At 70.4% G+C, this 15,536-nt stretch carries 14 protein-coding genes; 1 reads left to right on the top strand and 13 read right to left on the bottom strand.

From position 1 onward, the window contains the following. Positions 1-96 precede the first annotated feature (96 nt). A complete protein-coding gene (locus ACZ49J_RS05485) occupies positions 97-924 on the top strand; it encodes an SAM-dependent methyltransferase (RefSeq protein ID WP_467448503.1) in 828 nt (275 codons plus the stop codon). Positions 925-1,016: 92 nt separating this feature from the next. On the opposite strand, the gene ACZ49J_RS05480 is transcribed toward ACZ49J_RS05485, so the two are convergent. The 13 genes from ACZ49J_RS05480 to rhaI form a co-directional block, all read right to left on the bottom strand. Further along, positions 1,017-1,841 (bottom strand): ATP/GTP-binding protein, encoded by an 825-nt coding sequence (locus ACZ49J_RS05480; protein WP_467448504.1) that lies wholly within the window; start codon positions 1,839-1,841, stop codon positions 1,017-1,019. 113 nt (positions 1,842-1,954) lie between these two features. After that, positions 1,955-2,659 (bottom strand): 3-oxoacyl-ACP reductase FabG, encoded by a 705-nt coding sequence (gene fabG, locus ACZ49J_RS05475; protein ID WP_467448506.1) that lies wholly within the window; start codon positions 2,657-2,659, stop codon positions 1,955-1,957. Further along, positions 2,659-2,943 (bottom strand): hypothetical protein, encoded by a 285-nt coding sequence (locus ACZ49J_RS05470; protein WP_467448507.1) that lies wholly within the window; start codon positions 2,941-2,943, stop codon positions 2,659-2,661. Before ACZ49J_RS05470 ends, fabG begins: the two co-directional genes overlap by 1 nt. Further along, positions 2,940-3,392 (bottom strand): hypothetical protein, encoded by a 453-nt coding sequence (locus ACZ49J_RS05465; protein ID WP_467448509.1) that lies wholly within the window; start codon positions 3,390-3,392, stop codon positions 2,940-2,942. Before ACZ49J_RS05465 ends, ACZ49J_RS05470 begins: the two co-directional genes overlap by 4 nt. Before the next feature lie 312 nt (positions 3,393-3,704). Further along, positions 3,705-4,715 carry an AvrD family protein gene (locus tag ACZ49J_RS05460; RefSeq protein WP_467448511.1) on the bottom strand — a complete coding sequence of 337 codons (1,011 nt, stop codon included), beginning with the start codon at positions 4,713-4,715 and terminating at the stop codon, positions 3,705-3,707. Positions 4,716-4,986: 271 nt separating this feature from the next. Beyond that, on the bottom strand, positions 4,987-5,472 hold the full coding sequence (locus ACZ49J_RS05455; protein ID WP_467448512.1) for a MarR family winged helix-turn-helix transcriptional regulator: 486 nt from the start codon (positions 5,470-5,472) through the stop codon (positions 4,987-4,989). Positions 5,473-5,650: 178 nt separating this feature from the next. Next, complete coding sequence (locus ACZ49J_RS05450) at positions 5,651-7,351, bottom strand: MFS transporter (protein ID WP_467448513.1); 1,701 nt, start codon at positions 7,349-7,351, stop codon at positions 5,651-5,653. Positions 7,352-7,493: 142 nt separating this feature from the next. Continuing rightward, the gene (locus ACZ49J_RS05445; protein ID WP_467448514.1) at positions 7,494-8,186 is read right to left on the bottom strand and encodes a LutC/YkgG family protein; all 693 of its coding nucleotides are present in this window, start codon (positions 8,184-8,186) and stop codon (positions 7,494-7,496) included. After that, positions 8,183-9,661, bottom strand: coding sequence for a LutB/LldF family L-lactate oxidation iron-sulfur protein (locus ACZ49J_RS05440; protein WP_467448515.1), 1,479 nt, complete (start codon positions 9,659-9,661; stop codon positions 8,183-8,185). Before ACZ49J_RS05440 ends, ACZ49J_RS05445 begins: the two co-directional genes overlap by 4 nt. Continuing rightward, positions 9,658-10,413, bottom strand: a complete 756-nt coding sequence (locus ACZ49J_RS05435) for a (Fe-S)-binding protein (protein WP_467448517.1) — start codon at positions 10,411-10,413, stop codon at positions 9,658-9,660. Before ACZ49J_RS05435 ends, ACZ49J_RS05440 begins: the two co-directional genes overlap by 4 nt. Positions 10,414-10,568: 155 nt before the next feature. After that, positions 10,569-12,020: a rhamnulokinase gene (locus tag ACZ49J_RS05430; RefSeq protein WP_467448849.1), complete on the bottom strand. Its 1,452-nt coding sequence runs from the start codon at positions 12,018-12,020 to the stop codon at positions 10,569-10,571. A gap of 26 nt (positions 12,021-12,046) precedes the next feature. Next, positions 12,047-14,086 carry a bifunctional aldolase/short-chain dehydrogenase gene (locus ACZ49J_RS05425; protein ID WP_467448518.1) on the bottom strand — a complete coding sequence of 680 codons (2,040 nt, stop codon included), beginning with the start codon at positions 14,084-14,086 and terminating at the stop codon, positions 12,047-12,049. Positions 14,087-14,274: 188 nt separating this feature from the next. Continuing rightward, positions 14,275-15,435: an L-rhamnose isomerase gene (rhaI, locus tag ACZ49J_RS05420; protein ID WP_467448521.1), complete on the bottom strand. Its 1,161-nt coding sequence runs from the start codon at positions 15,433-15,435 to the stop codon at positions 14,275-14,277. Positions 15,436-15,536 lie beyond the last annotated feature (101 nt).

Here is a 15,536-nt window from a genome sequence, read left to right as displayed (position 1 = left end):
CAGCCGGGGTGCACGGGTACGCGGCAGGGGCGGGAGCCCTCCGGCCGTCTACGTTGGGGACGTACTGATCGCGACGACCCCGAGGAGGCCGGCGGCATGTCGGATCACTTGTCGGCCCATGAGGAAGGCGCAGTGGAGAACTCCGGGCTCCGCACCGACGTCTCACACTCGGCCCGCGTCTGGAACTACTGGCTGGGCGGCAAGGACAACTACCCCGTCGACCAGGAAGTCGGCGACCAGATCCTCAGTCTCGTACCCGCCCTGCCCCGGTCGGCCGTGGCCGACCGCAGGTTCCTGGCCCGCGCCGTGCGGTACCTCGCGGGTGAGGCGGGTGTCCGGCAGTTCCTCGACATCGGCTCGGGACTGCCCACCGTCGACAACACCCACGAGGTCGCCCAGCGGGTCGCGCGGGACGCGCGGATCGTGTACGTGGACAACGATCCGGTCGTCCTCGCGCATGCCAACGCCCTGCTCACCAGCACACCGGAGGGCGCGACGGCGTACATCGAGGCCGACGCACACGACCCGGACGCCATCCTGGAACGCGCCGCCCAGACCCTGGACCTCAGCAGGCCGGTCGCCCTCATGATGCTGGGCGTCGTCAACTTCATCACCGACACGGACGAGGCCCGTGCCGTCGTACGCCGGCTCCTGGACGCCGTGCCGTCCGGCAGCCACCTCGTGATCTCCCATCCCACCACCGAGGTGGACGGCGAGGCGATGACGGAGGCCGTCCGCTACTGGAACAGTCAGGGGTCGGCGCCGATGACCCTGCGCACGAGGGCAGAACTGCTGCGGTTGTTCGAGGGAGCCGACCTGGTCGAACCCGGGGTCGTCACCTGCTCGCGCTGGCGTCCGGACCCGTTGGACCGGGGCCGGATCACGGACGTGACGCACTTTTGCGGCGTGGCGAACAAGCCCTAGTACATCCGGCGGGCTTCCGGCTCCGCCGTCCGCGAACCAGTGGTGCGGTCACGCGGACGGCGGGCCCGGGGCGATACCTCACCCGCACGCGGTCAGAAGCGCATCGCGTACGAGAACCTTCGGCGCAGGGACTTGGTGCGCTGTGCCTCGTGGAACCGGTCGTCCTGTTCCAGGACCTCGATCGCCTGCCGCACGCGGACGTGGGCCTGGTCGATGGCCTCGTCGACCGGCATCACCAAGGGCAGGTCGAATATCTCGACTATCCGCTCCACGCGTTCCCGGACGCTGCCGCCCACGACGTGGTACGGAATCTGCAGTTCTTCGAGAGTCTCGATCAGCAGGTCGTCGGACAGCTTCCGGAACCTCTCCGAGACCGGCCGGTGGCCGTCGGGTTTCATCGCGAACTCCACCGGGAGGTGCACGTACGCGTCGTAGATCCGCTTGGCCCGGGACTTGGCAACCGCGCCGTACGCGTTCATGTAGTCGCGGTAGAACCGCTTCACCGGGAGCCCGGCGATGTTCTTCACCGTCTTGAGGAGGAAGTTGGCCCCGGGGTTGATGCCGACCCGCATCCGGGCCTCACCGTAGATCCACTCGTGGATCACCGAGCCGTCCGAGATGAACGGCCCCTCACCCGCCTCGTGGTGGATGCGCTCCTCGAGCCGTCGGAGTCCGAGCATGGTCAGCTCCGACGCGGTGAGTTCCTGGACCTGTTTGCCCGGGATGAGTTCCATCAGGATCTCGCGGGAGGTCATGGCGTGCGTGCGCGGGATGCCCGTCGCTATCGACAGGGCCTCGGTCGTCGTGCTCTTGCCACTGGAGTACGTGCCGGAGATGGCGAGGTGCAGACCGCGCTTCCCGGCGGGCGCAGCGGGCGGCGAGCCGGCCGGACTGCTCGGGGTGCTTGGGTTCCCCATGGTGTGCTCTCTTCTCGTCGTGGGTGTGTCCGGCCGGAGCCGGGATGTCGGATGATGCGGATGCCGCAGGTCGTGGAACCGGCGCCGCCCGCGGGCCGCGCGGCGTCCCCGGGTCATCCGCCCAGGCCGAGGCCGCCGCTCACCGGCAGGACCGCGCCGGTCACGAAGCGGCCCGAGGCACCGGTCAGATAGCGCACTGCCGCGGCGACGTCCTCCACCTCCCCGGATCGGCCCAGGGGCGTGATGCTCAGCAGGTGCTCGCGTCGGCGGTCGGTGATCTCGCGGCTCATGTCCGTGTCGATCAGGCCCGGCGCGACGACGTTGACCGTGATGTTGCGGGGACCGAGCTCCCAGGCGAGGGAGCGGGCCATGCCGAGCATTCCGGCCTTGGCGGCGCCGTAGTTGACCTGCCCCGGAGCCCCGTACGCGTAGGTCATCGAGGACATCAGGACGATCCGGCCCCAGCGGGCGCGCACCATTCCGCGTACGGCGCGCCGCACGGTGCGGAAGGCCCCGTGCAGGTTGACGTCGATGACGTCCGTGAAATCCCGCTCCTCCATGCGCAGGAACAGCGTGTCGCGGGTGATGCCCGCGTTGACGACGAGTACCTCGACCGGCCCGTGCTCAGCCTCCACCTTCGCGAAGGCGGTGTCGATGCTCTCCGCGTCCGTCATCTCGGCGCGTACGGCGAACAGCCCCTCGGGCGGTTCGGTGTCACGGTGCGTCACGGCGACGCGGTCGCCGTCGGCGGCCAGCGTACGGGCGACGGCGAGCCCGATGCCGCGATTGCCGCCGGTGACCATGACTGAACGTCCCATCAGTGGCTCCTTCGGTCGGCGGGACCGGCACCGCGATGTGCGCGGCGCTGACCCACGGTCCGCCGGTTGGCGAGCGCCAGGTTGGCGGTCGCGGTCACGGCGATCAACGAGCGGATCTCCTCATGGCTGGGCATCTGGCACAGGCCGGCGAACAGGCCGCCGTCCACATCGCCGCGCCGGCCGTCGCCGCGCTCGCGAGGCCCGTCGGTACCCGAACGCGGGCCGGCCCCGGTCACGGACCGCGTGCCCGTGCCGGGACGCTCCCTGTGACGTGTGCGCGTCACTTGCCCACCTCGCCCAGGTGGCTTCCGGCCGCGCACTTCTGCGGACCGTCGGCGAACAAGTGCTCGACGGCTGCCATGAGCCGGTCGGCTGTCAGCGCGGTCGGCAGGAGCCGCCGGGCGAAACGTGGACTCGGCGGCAGCTCGGCGTGCGTCTCCTCGGTCATCAGCGCCGGAAGGAGCGCCACGGGCGTGCGGGACAGCGCCGCGTCGCTGTCCGCGAGGAAGCGGGCGGCGCGGTCACGGTGCGTGGGCGGCAGCCAGTCGAGGAACGGCAGTTGCAGTTCGAGGATCTCGTCGTCCACGAGGTCCTCGGAGGAGGTGCCCGTCAGATCCTTGAGCAGTCGGCAGGGTGCGGCCTGCCATTCCTCCCGCAGCATCGGTACGGGGCTGCGCGCCTCGTCCAGCAGGACGAGCAGCGGCCGCTCGCTTTCCAGGTGCTCGCGCACCATCGCCAGTTGTCGTTCGTCCGGCCAAATTCCCGTGGGTGTCCAGCGGCTCGCACCAGGGCTTGGCACGGGCTCCTTCCACAGCATACGAGCCGGTCCTTCGAGTACGACGAGCACTTCTCCGAAGCGCAACGTCGGTGAAAAACGCATGACTGATTCCCCCGTTGATTTCTTGCAATTACCGCGGCGGCGCGACACCCGGCTATGCGCCCGCGTCTCATCCATTTCTCGTGGTCGGGTGCGGCAGCGAACGGGGTGGAATCCACCGTTCACTGCGATGAAGAGGGTCCGCTCGCCCGGGTGAACGCGGCGCGGCTAGGCGGCAGTGGGCAGCCGGTGTGCGAGAGAGCACTGACCGCCGATCCCCGAGAAGCTGTCGACGGCGAGGTCCGCGGTGCGCCAGGTCTCTCCGCCCATGCTGACGAGCCGGCTGCCGGCCGTGCGGACGGTCGATGCGAAGCTGCGGCCGAGAGGCCGTACCGGCGTCCGCGCACTGATGACGAAGCGCCTCATCCAGAGCGTGTTGCTGCTTCCCCGGGAGAGCCCGTCCTGTGCGTAGAGCAGGACCTGGGCGAGTTGAGCCACCCCCACGAGTGCGTCGACCAGCGAAACCGAAGGTGCGTACGCCGCTTCCGCCCCGAGTGCCTCCGGGGGCGTCTGCGTGGCCACGACGCGATGCCGTCCCAGGACACGCTGCCGGTCCAGGTCGACCTGGACCTGGTCCGCGTGCTGGTCGCGGTTCTTGTAGCCCTCGCCGTAGTGCCGGGCCCGCGCGGGCCCGAGGACCTCCGAGGCGTCGGCGTAGGTGGTGGGGCCCGCAGACCCCGCACCACGCGGGTGGGCGAGCGAGCAGCGCACCCGCAGCCTCCCGATACGGCAGTCGAAGGTGCTGGTCAGCGTGGGCTCCTCCGAAGCCGGGCCGTCACCTCCGAGGAGCCGGCCCAGCACGGGAAAGTCCGCGAGGTCCTCGTGCGGACTGCTCCCGGCGCGTACGTCCGCGTGCCGGAGCCAGGTGCGGCGCTGCTCCGTGGCTGTCAGTCCGAAAGCACGGCTGACATGCACTTCGGCCAGGGTCGCGGCCATGACCAGTGCGTCGATGCTGCTCAGATGGGGCCGCAGTTCGCCGGAGCCGGACTTGCGGGACCAGTCCTGCGGATACGTCAGGGTGCCCCGTGCGGTGATGAGCGCGCCCGGCTCGGCCGAGCCGTCGGTGGTGATGTCCCTCAGTTCCTGGACGACCCGCTTGTACCCGCTCCCGAAAAAGCGCGCGCTTCCGGGACCGAGGCAGCTTTCCAGAGATCCGTAGAATAAATTCTTGCTGTTCATTACCCCCGTTTACCTTTCCCCCGTGTCGCGGATCTTGTCCGCGTACCGGAGTCGCTCCAATATGAGCGACCCTGGACAGGGGAAGGTTAACACGGCGGGGATGGCGCAAGTAAAGAGATCAAGGACGTGTGTGACGTCTTCCACAATATCATCGAAAGACGCACTCGTAAACGGATCCTCAAGTTTCGCGCAAGTCGGATGCGCGCGTACGCGGATTCCGGATTTCCGTTTTTACTGGAATTTCGAAATCCGCGTACACGGCTGGAAGGGGTTATTCGCAGGCGATCACGCGCGGCCAGCGGTCGGCGAGCAGGTCGCCGAGCAGTGTCCGCAGCCGGTCCCGGTCGGCCTCGGGCACGGCCGAGAGGAAGTCCCGCTCCACCTGGTCGACGGCGCGCCCGGCGCGCTCAAGGGCCTCGCGGCCGCTGTCGGTGAGGCGCAGGATGTACCGCCTTCGGTCCGACGGGTTGCGGCGACGCTCCACGTGGCCCGCGCCCTCCATCTCGTCGATCAGCGCCACCATGGTCGTCGGATCCAGGTTGAGCAGCCGGCTCAGATCCTGCTGGGACAGGCTGAGCCCGCTCTCCAGGGCCGCGAGGACATAGAAGTAGCGCATGCGCATGCCCTGCGCCATGAGCGCCTGCTCCGCGTCCTCCATCAGGAGCAGGCCCGCTTTGTGCAGCAGGTAGCCGGTCCTGCGGATGAGGGGGAAGTCGAGCCCGGCGGGCTCCGCCGGGGTGGGCATCGCCTGTGTCATTCGGGCCGCTCCTGTTGCCGTTGGGTGAGGGACCCGGCATCCCCACCCTTGGCGATGCCGAGCGTCCCTTGAGCCGATCATCGGAGTTTCGAGGGTAGCTGCCCTGACTGCGGCCTCCAAGGGCGGTCTCGCCGTCAGGGCAGCCAGGGCAGCCAGGACAGTGTGAGCGGCTCCGGCCTCAGAGCGACGCGGTGGTCGACACCTGACCGTCCGCGGACGAGGCGGGCGCTCCGGTGTTCCGGGTGTCCGTGAGGCCTTCCTCGACCTCCGCGGTGCCGGAGGGGTGGCTTGCGTCGGCGGGTGTTTCCATGCGGGCACTCTCGTGGAGGTCCCGGGTGCGGATGAAGGCGAATCCCACCACCGCGCCGACCGCCGCGACGACGGCGCAGATGAGCATGACGTCGGTCAGTCCGTTCACGAAGGAGGTGCGTGCCGCCTCCTCGAGGGCCGGGGCCAGTTCACGGGGTGCGCGGCCGGCGGCTTCGGCACCGCCGCCCGCCGCGACCGCCTCACCGAACTCGTGTGCGGCGGGGCCCAACTGCCGCCCCGCCTCGGACTCGGCGAACAGGTCCGCCACGCGGCTCTGGAAGGCGGCACCGAAGCCGGCGATACCGATGGCGACACCCACCTGCTGGAACGTCTCGCTGATGCCCGAGGCCATGCCCGCCTTGGACGGTTCCACGACGGCGATGGACAGGGAGGCGCGCGGCGGGTTGAACAGTCCCATGCCCAGGCCGATGCCGAACATGCTCGGCAGCAACGCGGTCCAGGAGGTCTCCGGGCCGGTGAGCGCGACGAGAACCAGCCCGGTCGCGATGAGCGCGAGCGAGGTCCCCATCAGCAGTCGCTGCGGCACACGGGTCGTCAGCGAGCCGGCCACCGCCGCGGCGACGAACAGGGTCAGGGTCAGCGGGAGGAACCGCAGCCCGGTGTCCCAGGGGGAGAACGCCAGCACGTTCTGTACGTAGGAGACCAGGAGGAAGATCGCCGACATGGTGGCCGCGGAGCACAGCAGCGTGACCGCCGACACCCCGTTGAACGTCACGTTCCTGAACAGCGACAACTGGAGCATGGCCTGTTCGCCGAGTCGCCTCTCGACGGCTCCGAAAACCGCGAGGAGGACCGCCGAGGCGACGAACATGGCGACGATCGGCGCGCTGCCCCACCCGTCGGCCTCGCCGCGAAGCAGTCCCAGGACGAGCAGGGTCAGAGCGCTGGAGAAGAGAACCAGGCCCCACCAGTCGACGGGAGGTGCGGACTCCTCGCGGGACTCGCGCATCCGGAGCAGGCTGACGGCCAGAGCGATCAGGCCGACCGGGACGTTGACCAGGAAGATCCACCGCCAGCTGAGCCCATCGGTGAGCGCGCCACCGATCAGCGGCCCGAAGGCGATGGACAGGCCCACGACACCGCCGAAGACGCCGAAGGCCCAGCCGCGGTCCTTGCCCCGGTACTCCTGCCCGATCAGCGCGGGCCCGATGGCGAACAGGACGGCGCCGCCGAGGCCCTGGACGCCGCGGGCGGCGGACAGCGTGACGGCGTCGTTCGCGAGTCCGCAGGCGAGCGAGGCCAGCAGGAAGACGACGAAGCCGAAGTTGAACACGCGTTTGCGGCCCAGCCGGTCAGCCAGCGAGCCGGCGGTCAGCAGGACCGCGGCGAGTCCGAGGGCGTACGCGTCGAGCACCCACTGAAGGGAGGTGAAACTCGCGTCGAAGGCCTCCCGGATGTCCGGCAGGGCGACGTTCACCACGGTCAGGTCGAGCAGCAGCATGAACGTGGCCACGCATACGACGGCCAGTGTCCACCCTCGACCGTCTCCACCTGCCCCGGTGCCGGGCCCGACGGCCTGTGGCGGCGCCTGCGCAGATCGTTCGGACATCTTTCCCCCGAGTCTCGATGATCAATAGCTTCGATCATTTGTGTTTCCGATGATTCGAGAAGCTATGGATGCTCCGAGTCACTGTCAACGCACCCAGGGGTTTTCGGCCGACATCGGGCCGGAAAGCGCCCGTCTGGTGCCCCTACGGCATGACCTCGTCCCTGGGACGGCCGCTCACCAGCACCACCTCCAGGGTGCGCGGCCCGTGCACCCCCTCGACCCGGTCCAGCTCGATGTCACTGGTCGCCGAAGGACCGGAGATCCAGGTCAACGGGCGGGCCGGATCGAGGCGTTCGAGGCCCTGGGGTACCGAGGAGACGACCTGCCCGGGGACGCGTACGACGCAGATGTGATGGTCGGGGACGAGGGTGATGCGGCGGCGGCCCTGGTCGGGGGAGCCGTCCAGGACGATGGTGCCGGTCTCGGCGATCGCGACCGCGCAGCCCGTCACCACGCTGTCCACCCGGTCCAGTTCGTGCGGGGTGCTCTCCGGGCGGTCGTGGACACGCATCGCGTCCACCGCCTTGAGCCAGTACGGCGGCAGCTGCGGCGGGACCAGCACGCTCGTCGCCCCCCGCTCGGCCAGCAACCGCATGAGCACGTCCGCCAGCTCCCCGTCCGAACAGCGGTGCACGATCGCCCGGTAGTCCGCCAGGTTCTCGGCCAGGAGGTCCACCGTCTCCTCGACGCTCCGGTCGCCGTGCTCACGGAGATAGTCGCGCTGAATCGCCTGGTCGTACGGCGTGTCGTCCTGTCGTACGTCCTGTCGCTGGTCCGGTCGTACGTCCGCGAGCGCGCGCCGTACGCGGCCCAGGATCGCTTCCCTGCTGCTCACTTGCCGCTCTCCTTTCCGCCGCGCGTACGCTGCCACCAGTCGCGGAACGGTTCCGCGGGCACGGCGGGCAGGTCACGGCTCCCGCTCCACGCCCTGCCCGGCCCCGGCAACGCGCGGGGGTGGAAGCGGCGGGTGCGGGACGCCAGCCGCTGACCGGTGCGCAGGGCACCCGGGTGGCTGAACGCCCACCGGGCCGCACGCATCGCCGCGCGCTCGGCCGCGTGCCCCTTCGCGGGCTTGAGTACCACCTTGTTGCCCCGCTGGGTGACCTGGCCGCCCTGCGCGACCCGTTCCCGCAGGTGCACCAGCACCTCGGGGATGTCGATGGCGACCGGGCACACCTCGTAGCAGGCGCCGCACAGTGAGGACGCGTAGGGGAGTGACGCGTCGATCTCGCTCCCCGTGCCCCGGAGTTGAGGGCTGAGGATGGCGCCGATCGGACCGGGGTAGACCGAGCCGTACGCGTGGCCGCCCGCCCTCTCGTACACCGGGCAGACGTTCAGACACGCCGAGCAGCGGATGCACCGCAGGGCCTGGCGCCCGACCTCGTCGGCGAGGGTGTCGGTGCGGCCGTTGTCCAGCAGGACCAGGTGGAAGGCACGTGGGCCGTCGCCGTCGGTGGTTCCCGTCCACATCGACGTGTACGGGTTCATGCGCTCGGCCGTCGAGGAGCGGGGGAGGGTCTGGAGGAACACCTCCAGGTCCTGCCACGTGGGCAGGACCTTCTCGATGCCGACGACCGAGATCAGGGTCTCGGGGAGGGTCAGGCACATGCGGCCGTTGCCCTCGGACTCGACGACGACCAGCGTGCCCGTCTCCGCGACCATGAAGTTCGCGCCCGAGATGCCCACCTTCGCGCGCAGGAACTTCTCGCGCAGGTGGAGGCGGGCCGCCTCGGCGAGTTCGGCGGGCGTGTCGCTGAGGCCCTCCGGCGCCGGGCGGCCCCACTCGCTCATCTCGCGGGTGAAGATGTCGCGGATCTCGCCGCGGTTGCGGTGGATCGCCGGGACGAGGATGTGGGAGGGCCGGTCCTTGCCCAACTGCACGATGAGCTCGGCCAGATCGGTCTCGTAGGCGTGGATGCCCTCCGCTTCGAGGGCTTCGTTCAGGCCGATCTCCTGCGTGGCCATCGACTTGACCTTGACGACCTCGCTCTCGCCGGTCGCCTTCACCAGGTCCGCCACGATCCGGTTGGCCTCGTCGGCGTCGGCCGCCCAGTGGACCGTACCGCCCGCCCGCGTGACCGACTCCTCCAACTGCACCAGGTAGCGGTCGAGGTGACGGAGCGTGTGGTCCTTGATCCGCTTGCCCGCCTCGCGCAGCGCCGCCCAGTCGGAGACCTCGGTCACCGCCTTGGCGCGCTTGGCGCGGATGGTGTGGGTGGCGTGGCGGAGGTTGGCGCGGAGGGTCGTGTTGTTCACGGCCTCGTGGGCCGCCTTCGGGAACGCCGGCATCCCGACGAACGTCCCGCTCATCCCAGGGGCTCCTCTTCCGTACTCGCCAGGATCTCGGCGATGTGGACCGGACGCATCCCGGTCCGCAGCCGGGCCATCGTGCCGCCGATGTGCATCAGGCAGGAGTTGTCGGCCGCGCACAGCACCTCGGCGCCGGTGGACTCGGCGTTGCGCACCTTGTCCGTCCCCATGGCCGCCGAGACATCGGAGTTCTTCACCGCGAAGGTGCCGCCGAAGCCACAGCACTCGTCGGCGCCGGGCAGCTCGCGCAGTTCGAGGCCCTTGACCGCCTTCAGGAGCCGGTGCGGACGGTCACCCAGGCCCAGACCGCGCAGCCCGTGACACGTCGGGTGGTACGTCACCGTGTGCGGGTAGTACGCGCCCACGTCCGTCACGCCCAGCACGTCCACCAGGAACTCGGTGAGCTCGTACGTCTTCGGCACGACCGGCGCCAGCGTGCGCGCGAGCGTGTCCCCGCGGCCCTCCGCGCGCGCCCGCTCACCCATGCGCGGGTACAGCTCCCGTACCATCGCCCCGCATGACCCGGACGGTGTCACGATCGCCTCGTAGTCGCCGAAGACATCGGAGAACTGCCGCGCCAGCGGCTCCGCCTCGTGCCGATAGCCCGTGTTGTAGTGCGCCTGCCCGCAGCATGTCTGGCCCATCGGGAAGTCGACTTCGACGCCCAGCCTGGTCAGCAGTTTCACCACGGCCCGGCCGGTGTCCGGATAGAGCGTGTCGTTGACACAGGTCAGGAACAGAGCGACACGCATCGCGGCTCCTTGGGGTCGATCATCGGATGAGTGCAGGTTACGACGTGGGCGCGCCGACCGGGAGGGGGCCCGCCCCGCGGGGTGCGGGGGAGTGGAAGGGGCCCCGCCACCGGATTCGGACCTCGGCGGGCGGGGCCCCGGTCACGGGTGGTCGCTCACCGGCCGGTGAGCCGGGCCTCCGCCGCACGCCACGCCGCCGTGTCGCCCCGCGGCTCGTACCGCTCCAGCGGCTGCGTGGCGGCCAGCAGGCGCCGCATCGCCGCACGGTCGCCGACCAGCCCCTGGGCCCGGGCCTGGACGAGGACGTTGCCGAGCGCGGCCGCCTCCGCCGGGCCCGCCACCACCGGGAGCCCGCAGGCGTCGGCGGTGAGCTGGCAGAGCAGCGCGTTGCGGGTGCCGCCGCCGACCACGTGGACCACGTCGACCGGGTGGCCGGCGAGCTCCTGGGCCTCGGCGACCGCCCGGCGGTGGGCGAGGGCGAGCGAGTCGAGGATGCAGCGGGTGATCTCGGCCGGGGTCTGGGGAACGGGCTGCCCCGACTCGCGGCATGCCTCGGCGACGCGCCCCGGCATCCGGCCGGGCGCCAGGAACGCCGCGTCCCCCGCGTCCACGACCGACCGCAGCGCCGGTACCTCGCCCGCCGCCCGCAGCAGCTCGCCGAGATCCGTCTCGCCCCACTCCCGCACGCACTCCTGGAGCAGCCACAGGCCCATGATGTTCCGCAGGTAGCGGACCGTGCCGTCCAGGCCGAGCTCGTTGGTGAAGTTGGCCGCCCGGCTCGCCTCCGTGAGGACCGGCGCGTCCAGCTCCAGGCCCGCGAGGGACCACGTGCCGGTGCAGATGTACGCGAAGCGCTCACCGGTCGCCGGGACGGCGGCCACCGCGGACGCCGTGTCGTGCGAGCCGACCGTCGTCACCGGCACCGGACCGGTCAGCCCGGTCTCCTCCAGCACCCGCTGCCGCAGCGGCCCCGCCGGATCGCCGGGCCGCCGCAACGGCGCGAACAGCTCCAGGTCGATGCCGAGACGGGCCGCCACGTCGTACGCCCAGTCACCGGTGCGCGGGTCGATCAGCTGGGTCGTCGAGGCGTTGGTGAGCTCGGTGCCGGGCTCGCCCGTGAGCCAGTACGTGAGCAGGTCCGGAATGAGCAACAGGCGCTTGGCGTGGGCCAGTTGGTCCGAGGAGCGGGCTGCCACGAGCTGGTACAGGGTGTTGAAGGGCGCGTACTGCAGTCCGGTCGCGGCGTACAGCTCGGGGGCGGGCAGCGTGGCCCACACCTTCTCCGCGACGCCCTCGGTGCGTGAGTCCCGGTAGTGGACCGGGTTGCCGAGCAGGGCGCCGTCGGCGTCGAGCAGGCCGTAGTCCACGGCCCAGCTGTCGATGCCGACGGAGTCGAGTCGTCCGCCGCAGTGGGCACCGGCGGCCCGCAGCCCGTCCAGCACACCCCCGTACAGCGAGAGGATGTCCCACCGCAGCCCCTCCGGCACCCGTACCGGGCGGTTCGGGAAGCGGTGGGCCTCGGTGAGGTCCAGGGAGCCGGCCCCCACCCGGCCGACCATGACGCGCCCGCTGGACGCGCCGAGGTCGACCGCGGCGAAGGCCTTCACAGCCGTGTCCGTACCCATGTCCCCACTCACCGCAGGAACGCGGCGGCCACGCCGGCGTCGACCGGGACATGCAGCCCCGTGGTGTGCGTCAGGTCCCCGCCCGTCAGCGCGAACACGGCGTTCGCGACGTGCTCCGGCAGCACCTCCCGCTTGAGGATGGTCCGCTGGGCGTAGAACTCGCCCAGCTTCTCCTCCTCCACCCCGTACACCGCGGCGCGCTGGGCGCCCCAGCCACCGGCGAAGATCCCCGAGCCGCGCACGACCCCGTCGGGGTTGACCCCGTTGACGCGGATGCCGTGCTCGCCGAGCTCGGCGGCCAGCAGCCGGACCTGGTGGGCCTGGTCGGCCTTGGTGGCGGAGTAGGCGATGTTGTTGGGACCGGCGAAGACGGCGTTCTTCGAGGCGATGTAGACGATGTCGCCCCCGAGCTTCTGCCGCACCATCACCCGGGCCGCCTCACGCGAGACGAGGAAGGAACCGCGGGCCATGATGTCGTGCTGGAGGTCCCAGTCCTTCGTCGTGGTCTCCAGCAGCGGCTTGGAGATGGAGACGCCGGCGTTGTTGACGACGAGGTCCACGCCACCGAAGGCGAGCACGGCCGCCTTGAAGGCGGACACGATCTGCTCCTCGTCCGTGACGTCGACGGTGACGGAGACAGCCTTGTCGGGGCCGCCCAGCTCCTCGGCGACTGCGGCGGCGTTCTCACCGTTCAGGTCGGCGACGACGACACACGCCCCCTCGGCCACGAGCCGGTGCGCGATCGCCTTCCCGATCCCGCTCCCGGCACCCGTCACCAGCGCCACCCGGGTCGCGAGCGGCTTGGGCTTCGGCATCCGCTGGAGCTTGGCCTCCTCAAGGGCCCAGTACTCGATGCGGAACTTCTCCGACTCCTCGATCGGCGCGTACGTCGACACGGCCTCGGCCCCGCGCATCACGTTGATCGCGTTGACGTAGAACTCACCGGCCACCCGCGCGGTCTGCTTGTCCTTGCCGTACGAGAACATGCCCACGCCGGGGATCAGCACGATCGCCGGATCGGCGCCGCGCATCGCGGGGGAGTCGGGCAGTGCGTGCCTCTTGTAGTAGGCGGCGTACTCCTCGCGGTACTCGGTGTGCAGCTCGCCCAGCCGGGCGATCGCCTCGTCGAGCGGGGCGGTCGGCGGCAGGTCCAGCACCAGCGGCCGCACCTTGGTGCGCAGGAAGTGGTCGGGGCAGGACGTCCCCAGCGCCGCGAGCCGCGGGTGCTCGGCGCGGGCCACGAAGTCCAGCACCACGTCCGAGTCGTTGAAGTGGCCCACCTGCGGCCTGTCCTGCGAGGCGATCGCCCGGACGTACGGCGCGAGCGCGGCGGCCCGCTCCCGGCGCTCGGCCTCGGGCAGCGCCTCGTATCCGTCGATGACGGGCCCGAAGGGCTCCGGCCTGCCCCGCTCGGCGAGGAAGGCCTCAGCGGTCCGGATGATGTGCAGCGAGTTCCGCTCGCACTCCTCGGCGGTGTCGCCCCACGCCGTGATCCCGTGCCCGCCGAGGACGCACCCGATGGCCCGCGGGTTGTCGGCCTTCACCGCGGCGATGTCCAGACCTAGCTGGAACCCGGGCCGCCGCCACGGCACCCACACCACGCTGTCCCCGAAGCACTCGGCGGTCAGCTTCTCCCCGTCGGCGGCGCAGGCGAGCGCGATTCCGGAGTCGGGGTGCAGGTGGTCCACGTGGGCCGCGTCCACGAGCCCGTGCATGGCGGTGTCGATGGAGGGGGCAGCGCCGCCCTTGCCGTGCAGGCAGTAGTCGAACGCGGCCACCATCTCGTCCTCGCGCTCCACACCGGGATACACCTCGGTGAGCGCCCGCAGCCGGTCGAGGCGCAGCACGGCGAGCCCGGCCTCGGTGAGTGTCCCGAGGTCACCACCGGACCCCTTGACCCACATCAGCTCGACATCACCCCCGGTCACGGGATCGGTCTCGCTGCCCTTCGCGGACGCGTTGCCGCCGGCGTAGTTGGTGTTGCGGGGATCGGCGCCCAGCCGGTGGGACCGGGCAAGGAGGGCGGCGGCTTCGGGGTGGGGTGCCATGTGATGATCAGTCCTTCAGGAAGAGTGGGTACGTGTTACGAAGCCCCGGAGGGGCGTGGGGAGCCCCGAAAGGGGCGCGGGGCTGTGACATGTCCGCCGCGTGGGCGCGACCAACCACAATCCGGCCCGCAGACGGCGTCTGACCTGGCGTGGCAGACGAGTCCCATCGGCTTCACCAAGCGGAGCGATCACGCCCCCCAACCCGCCTGCTCCCCACCGACTCGCTCCTCAACGATCCTCGTCGCCCACCCGGACGAGGCGTACGCCGCAAGCGGGTCGGGGTCCAACCCCATCTCCTCCCGCACCTCACGAAGCAACGGCCGCACATCCGTGTTGTACGCATCCATGAGCACCGCATTGGCTGCGAGCACATCACCGGACCTCTGAGCCGCACCCAACGCCTCCCGGTCCACCAGCAGAGCCTTGGCGGTAGCCTCCTGCACGTTCATCACCGACCGGATGATCGCCGGAATCTTCGCCTCGATGTTGTGGCACTGGTCGAGCATGAACGCGACCTCGGGCGTGAACCCGCCCCCGCGCACCACCTCGTACATGATCCGGAACAGCTGGAAGGGGTCGGCGGCCCCCACCATGAGGTCGTCGTCCGCGTAGAACCGGGAGTTGAAGTCGAACCCGCCGAGCTTCCCCTCCCGCAGCAGCGTCGCCACGATGAACTCGATGTTCGTGCCCGGCGCGTGGTGACCGGTGTCGACGACGACCTGCGCCTTCGGGCCGAGCTTCAGGCAGTGGGCGTAGGCGGTGCCCCAGTCCGGGACGTCCGTCGTGTAGAAGGCGGGCTCGAAGAACTTGTACTCCAGGAGCATCCGCTGCCCCTCACCGAGCCGCTCGTAGACCTCGGCGAGCCCCTCGGCGAGCCGGTCCTGGCGGCCTCGCACATCGTCCTGACCGGGATAGTTCGTCCCGTCGGCGAACCACAGCTTCAGATCCTTCGAACCCGTGGCGTCCATGATGTCGACGCATTCGAGCAGATGATCAACAGCCTTGCGCCGCACCGCGGCGTCGGGGTGGCAGATGCTCCCCAGCTTGTAGTCGTCGTCCTGGAAGGTGTTGGAGTTGATCGCGCCCAGCATCACGCCCCGGTCCTCGGCGTGCTTGGCGAGCGCGGCGTAGTCGTCGACCTTGTCCCACGGGATGTGCAGCGCCACGGTGGGCGCGACACCGGTGAAGGCGTGCACCTGGGCGGCGTCGTCCAGCTTCTCCTGCGGAGTGCGGGGGACACCCGCCTGCGCGAACACCTTGAAGCGGGTCCCCGAGTTCCCGTACGCCCACGACGGTGTCTCGACGGCCTGGGTCTTGAGCGCGGCCTTCACCGCGGCGAGCTCGGTCACTTCGGGGCTCCTGTGACATCGGTCCGGACAACGGGCGACGGTCGCCTGGAAGGACGTCCGCCTGAAACGATTCAGAAGGTGAAGCTAGGAGGCGCCAGGAT

This window comes from Streptomyces sp. NPDC030840 (genome assembly GCF_055572015.1).
The sequence above is the reverse complement of the archived record's forward strand: the minus strand, read 5'-3'. Positions and strand labels throughout refer to the sequence as shown.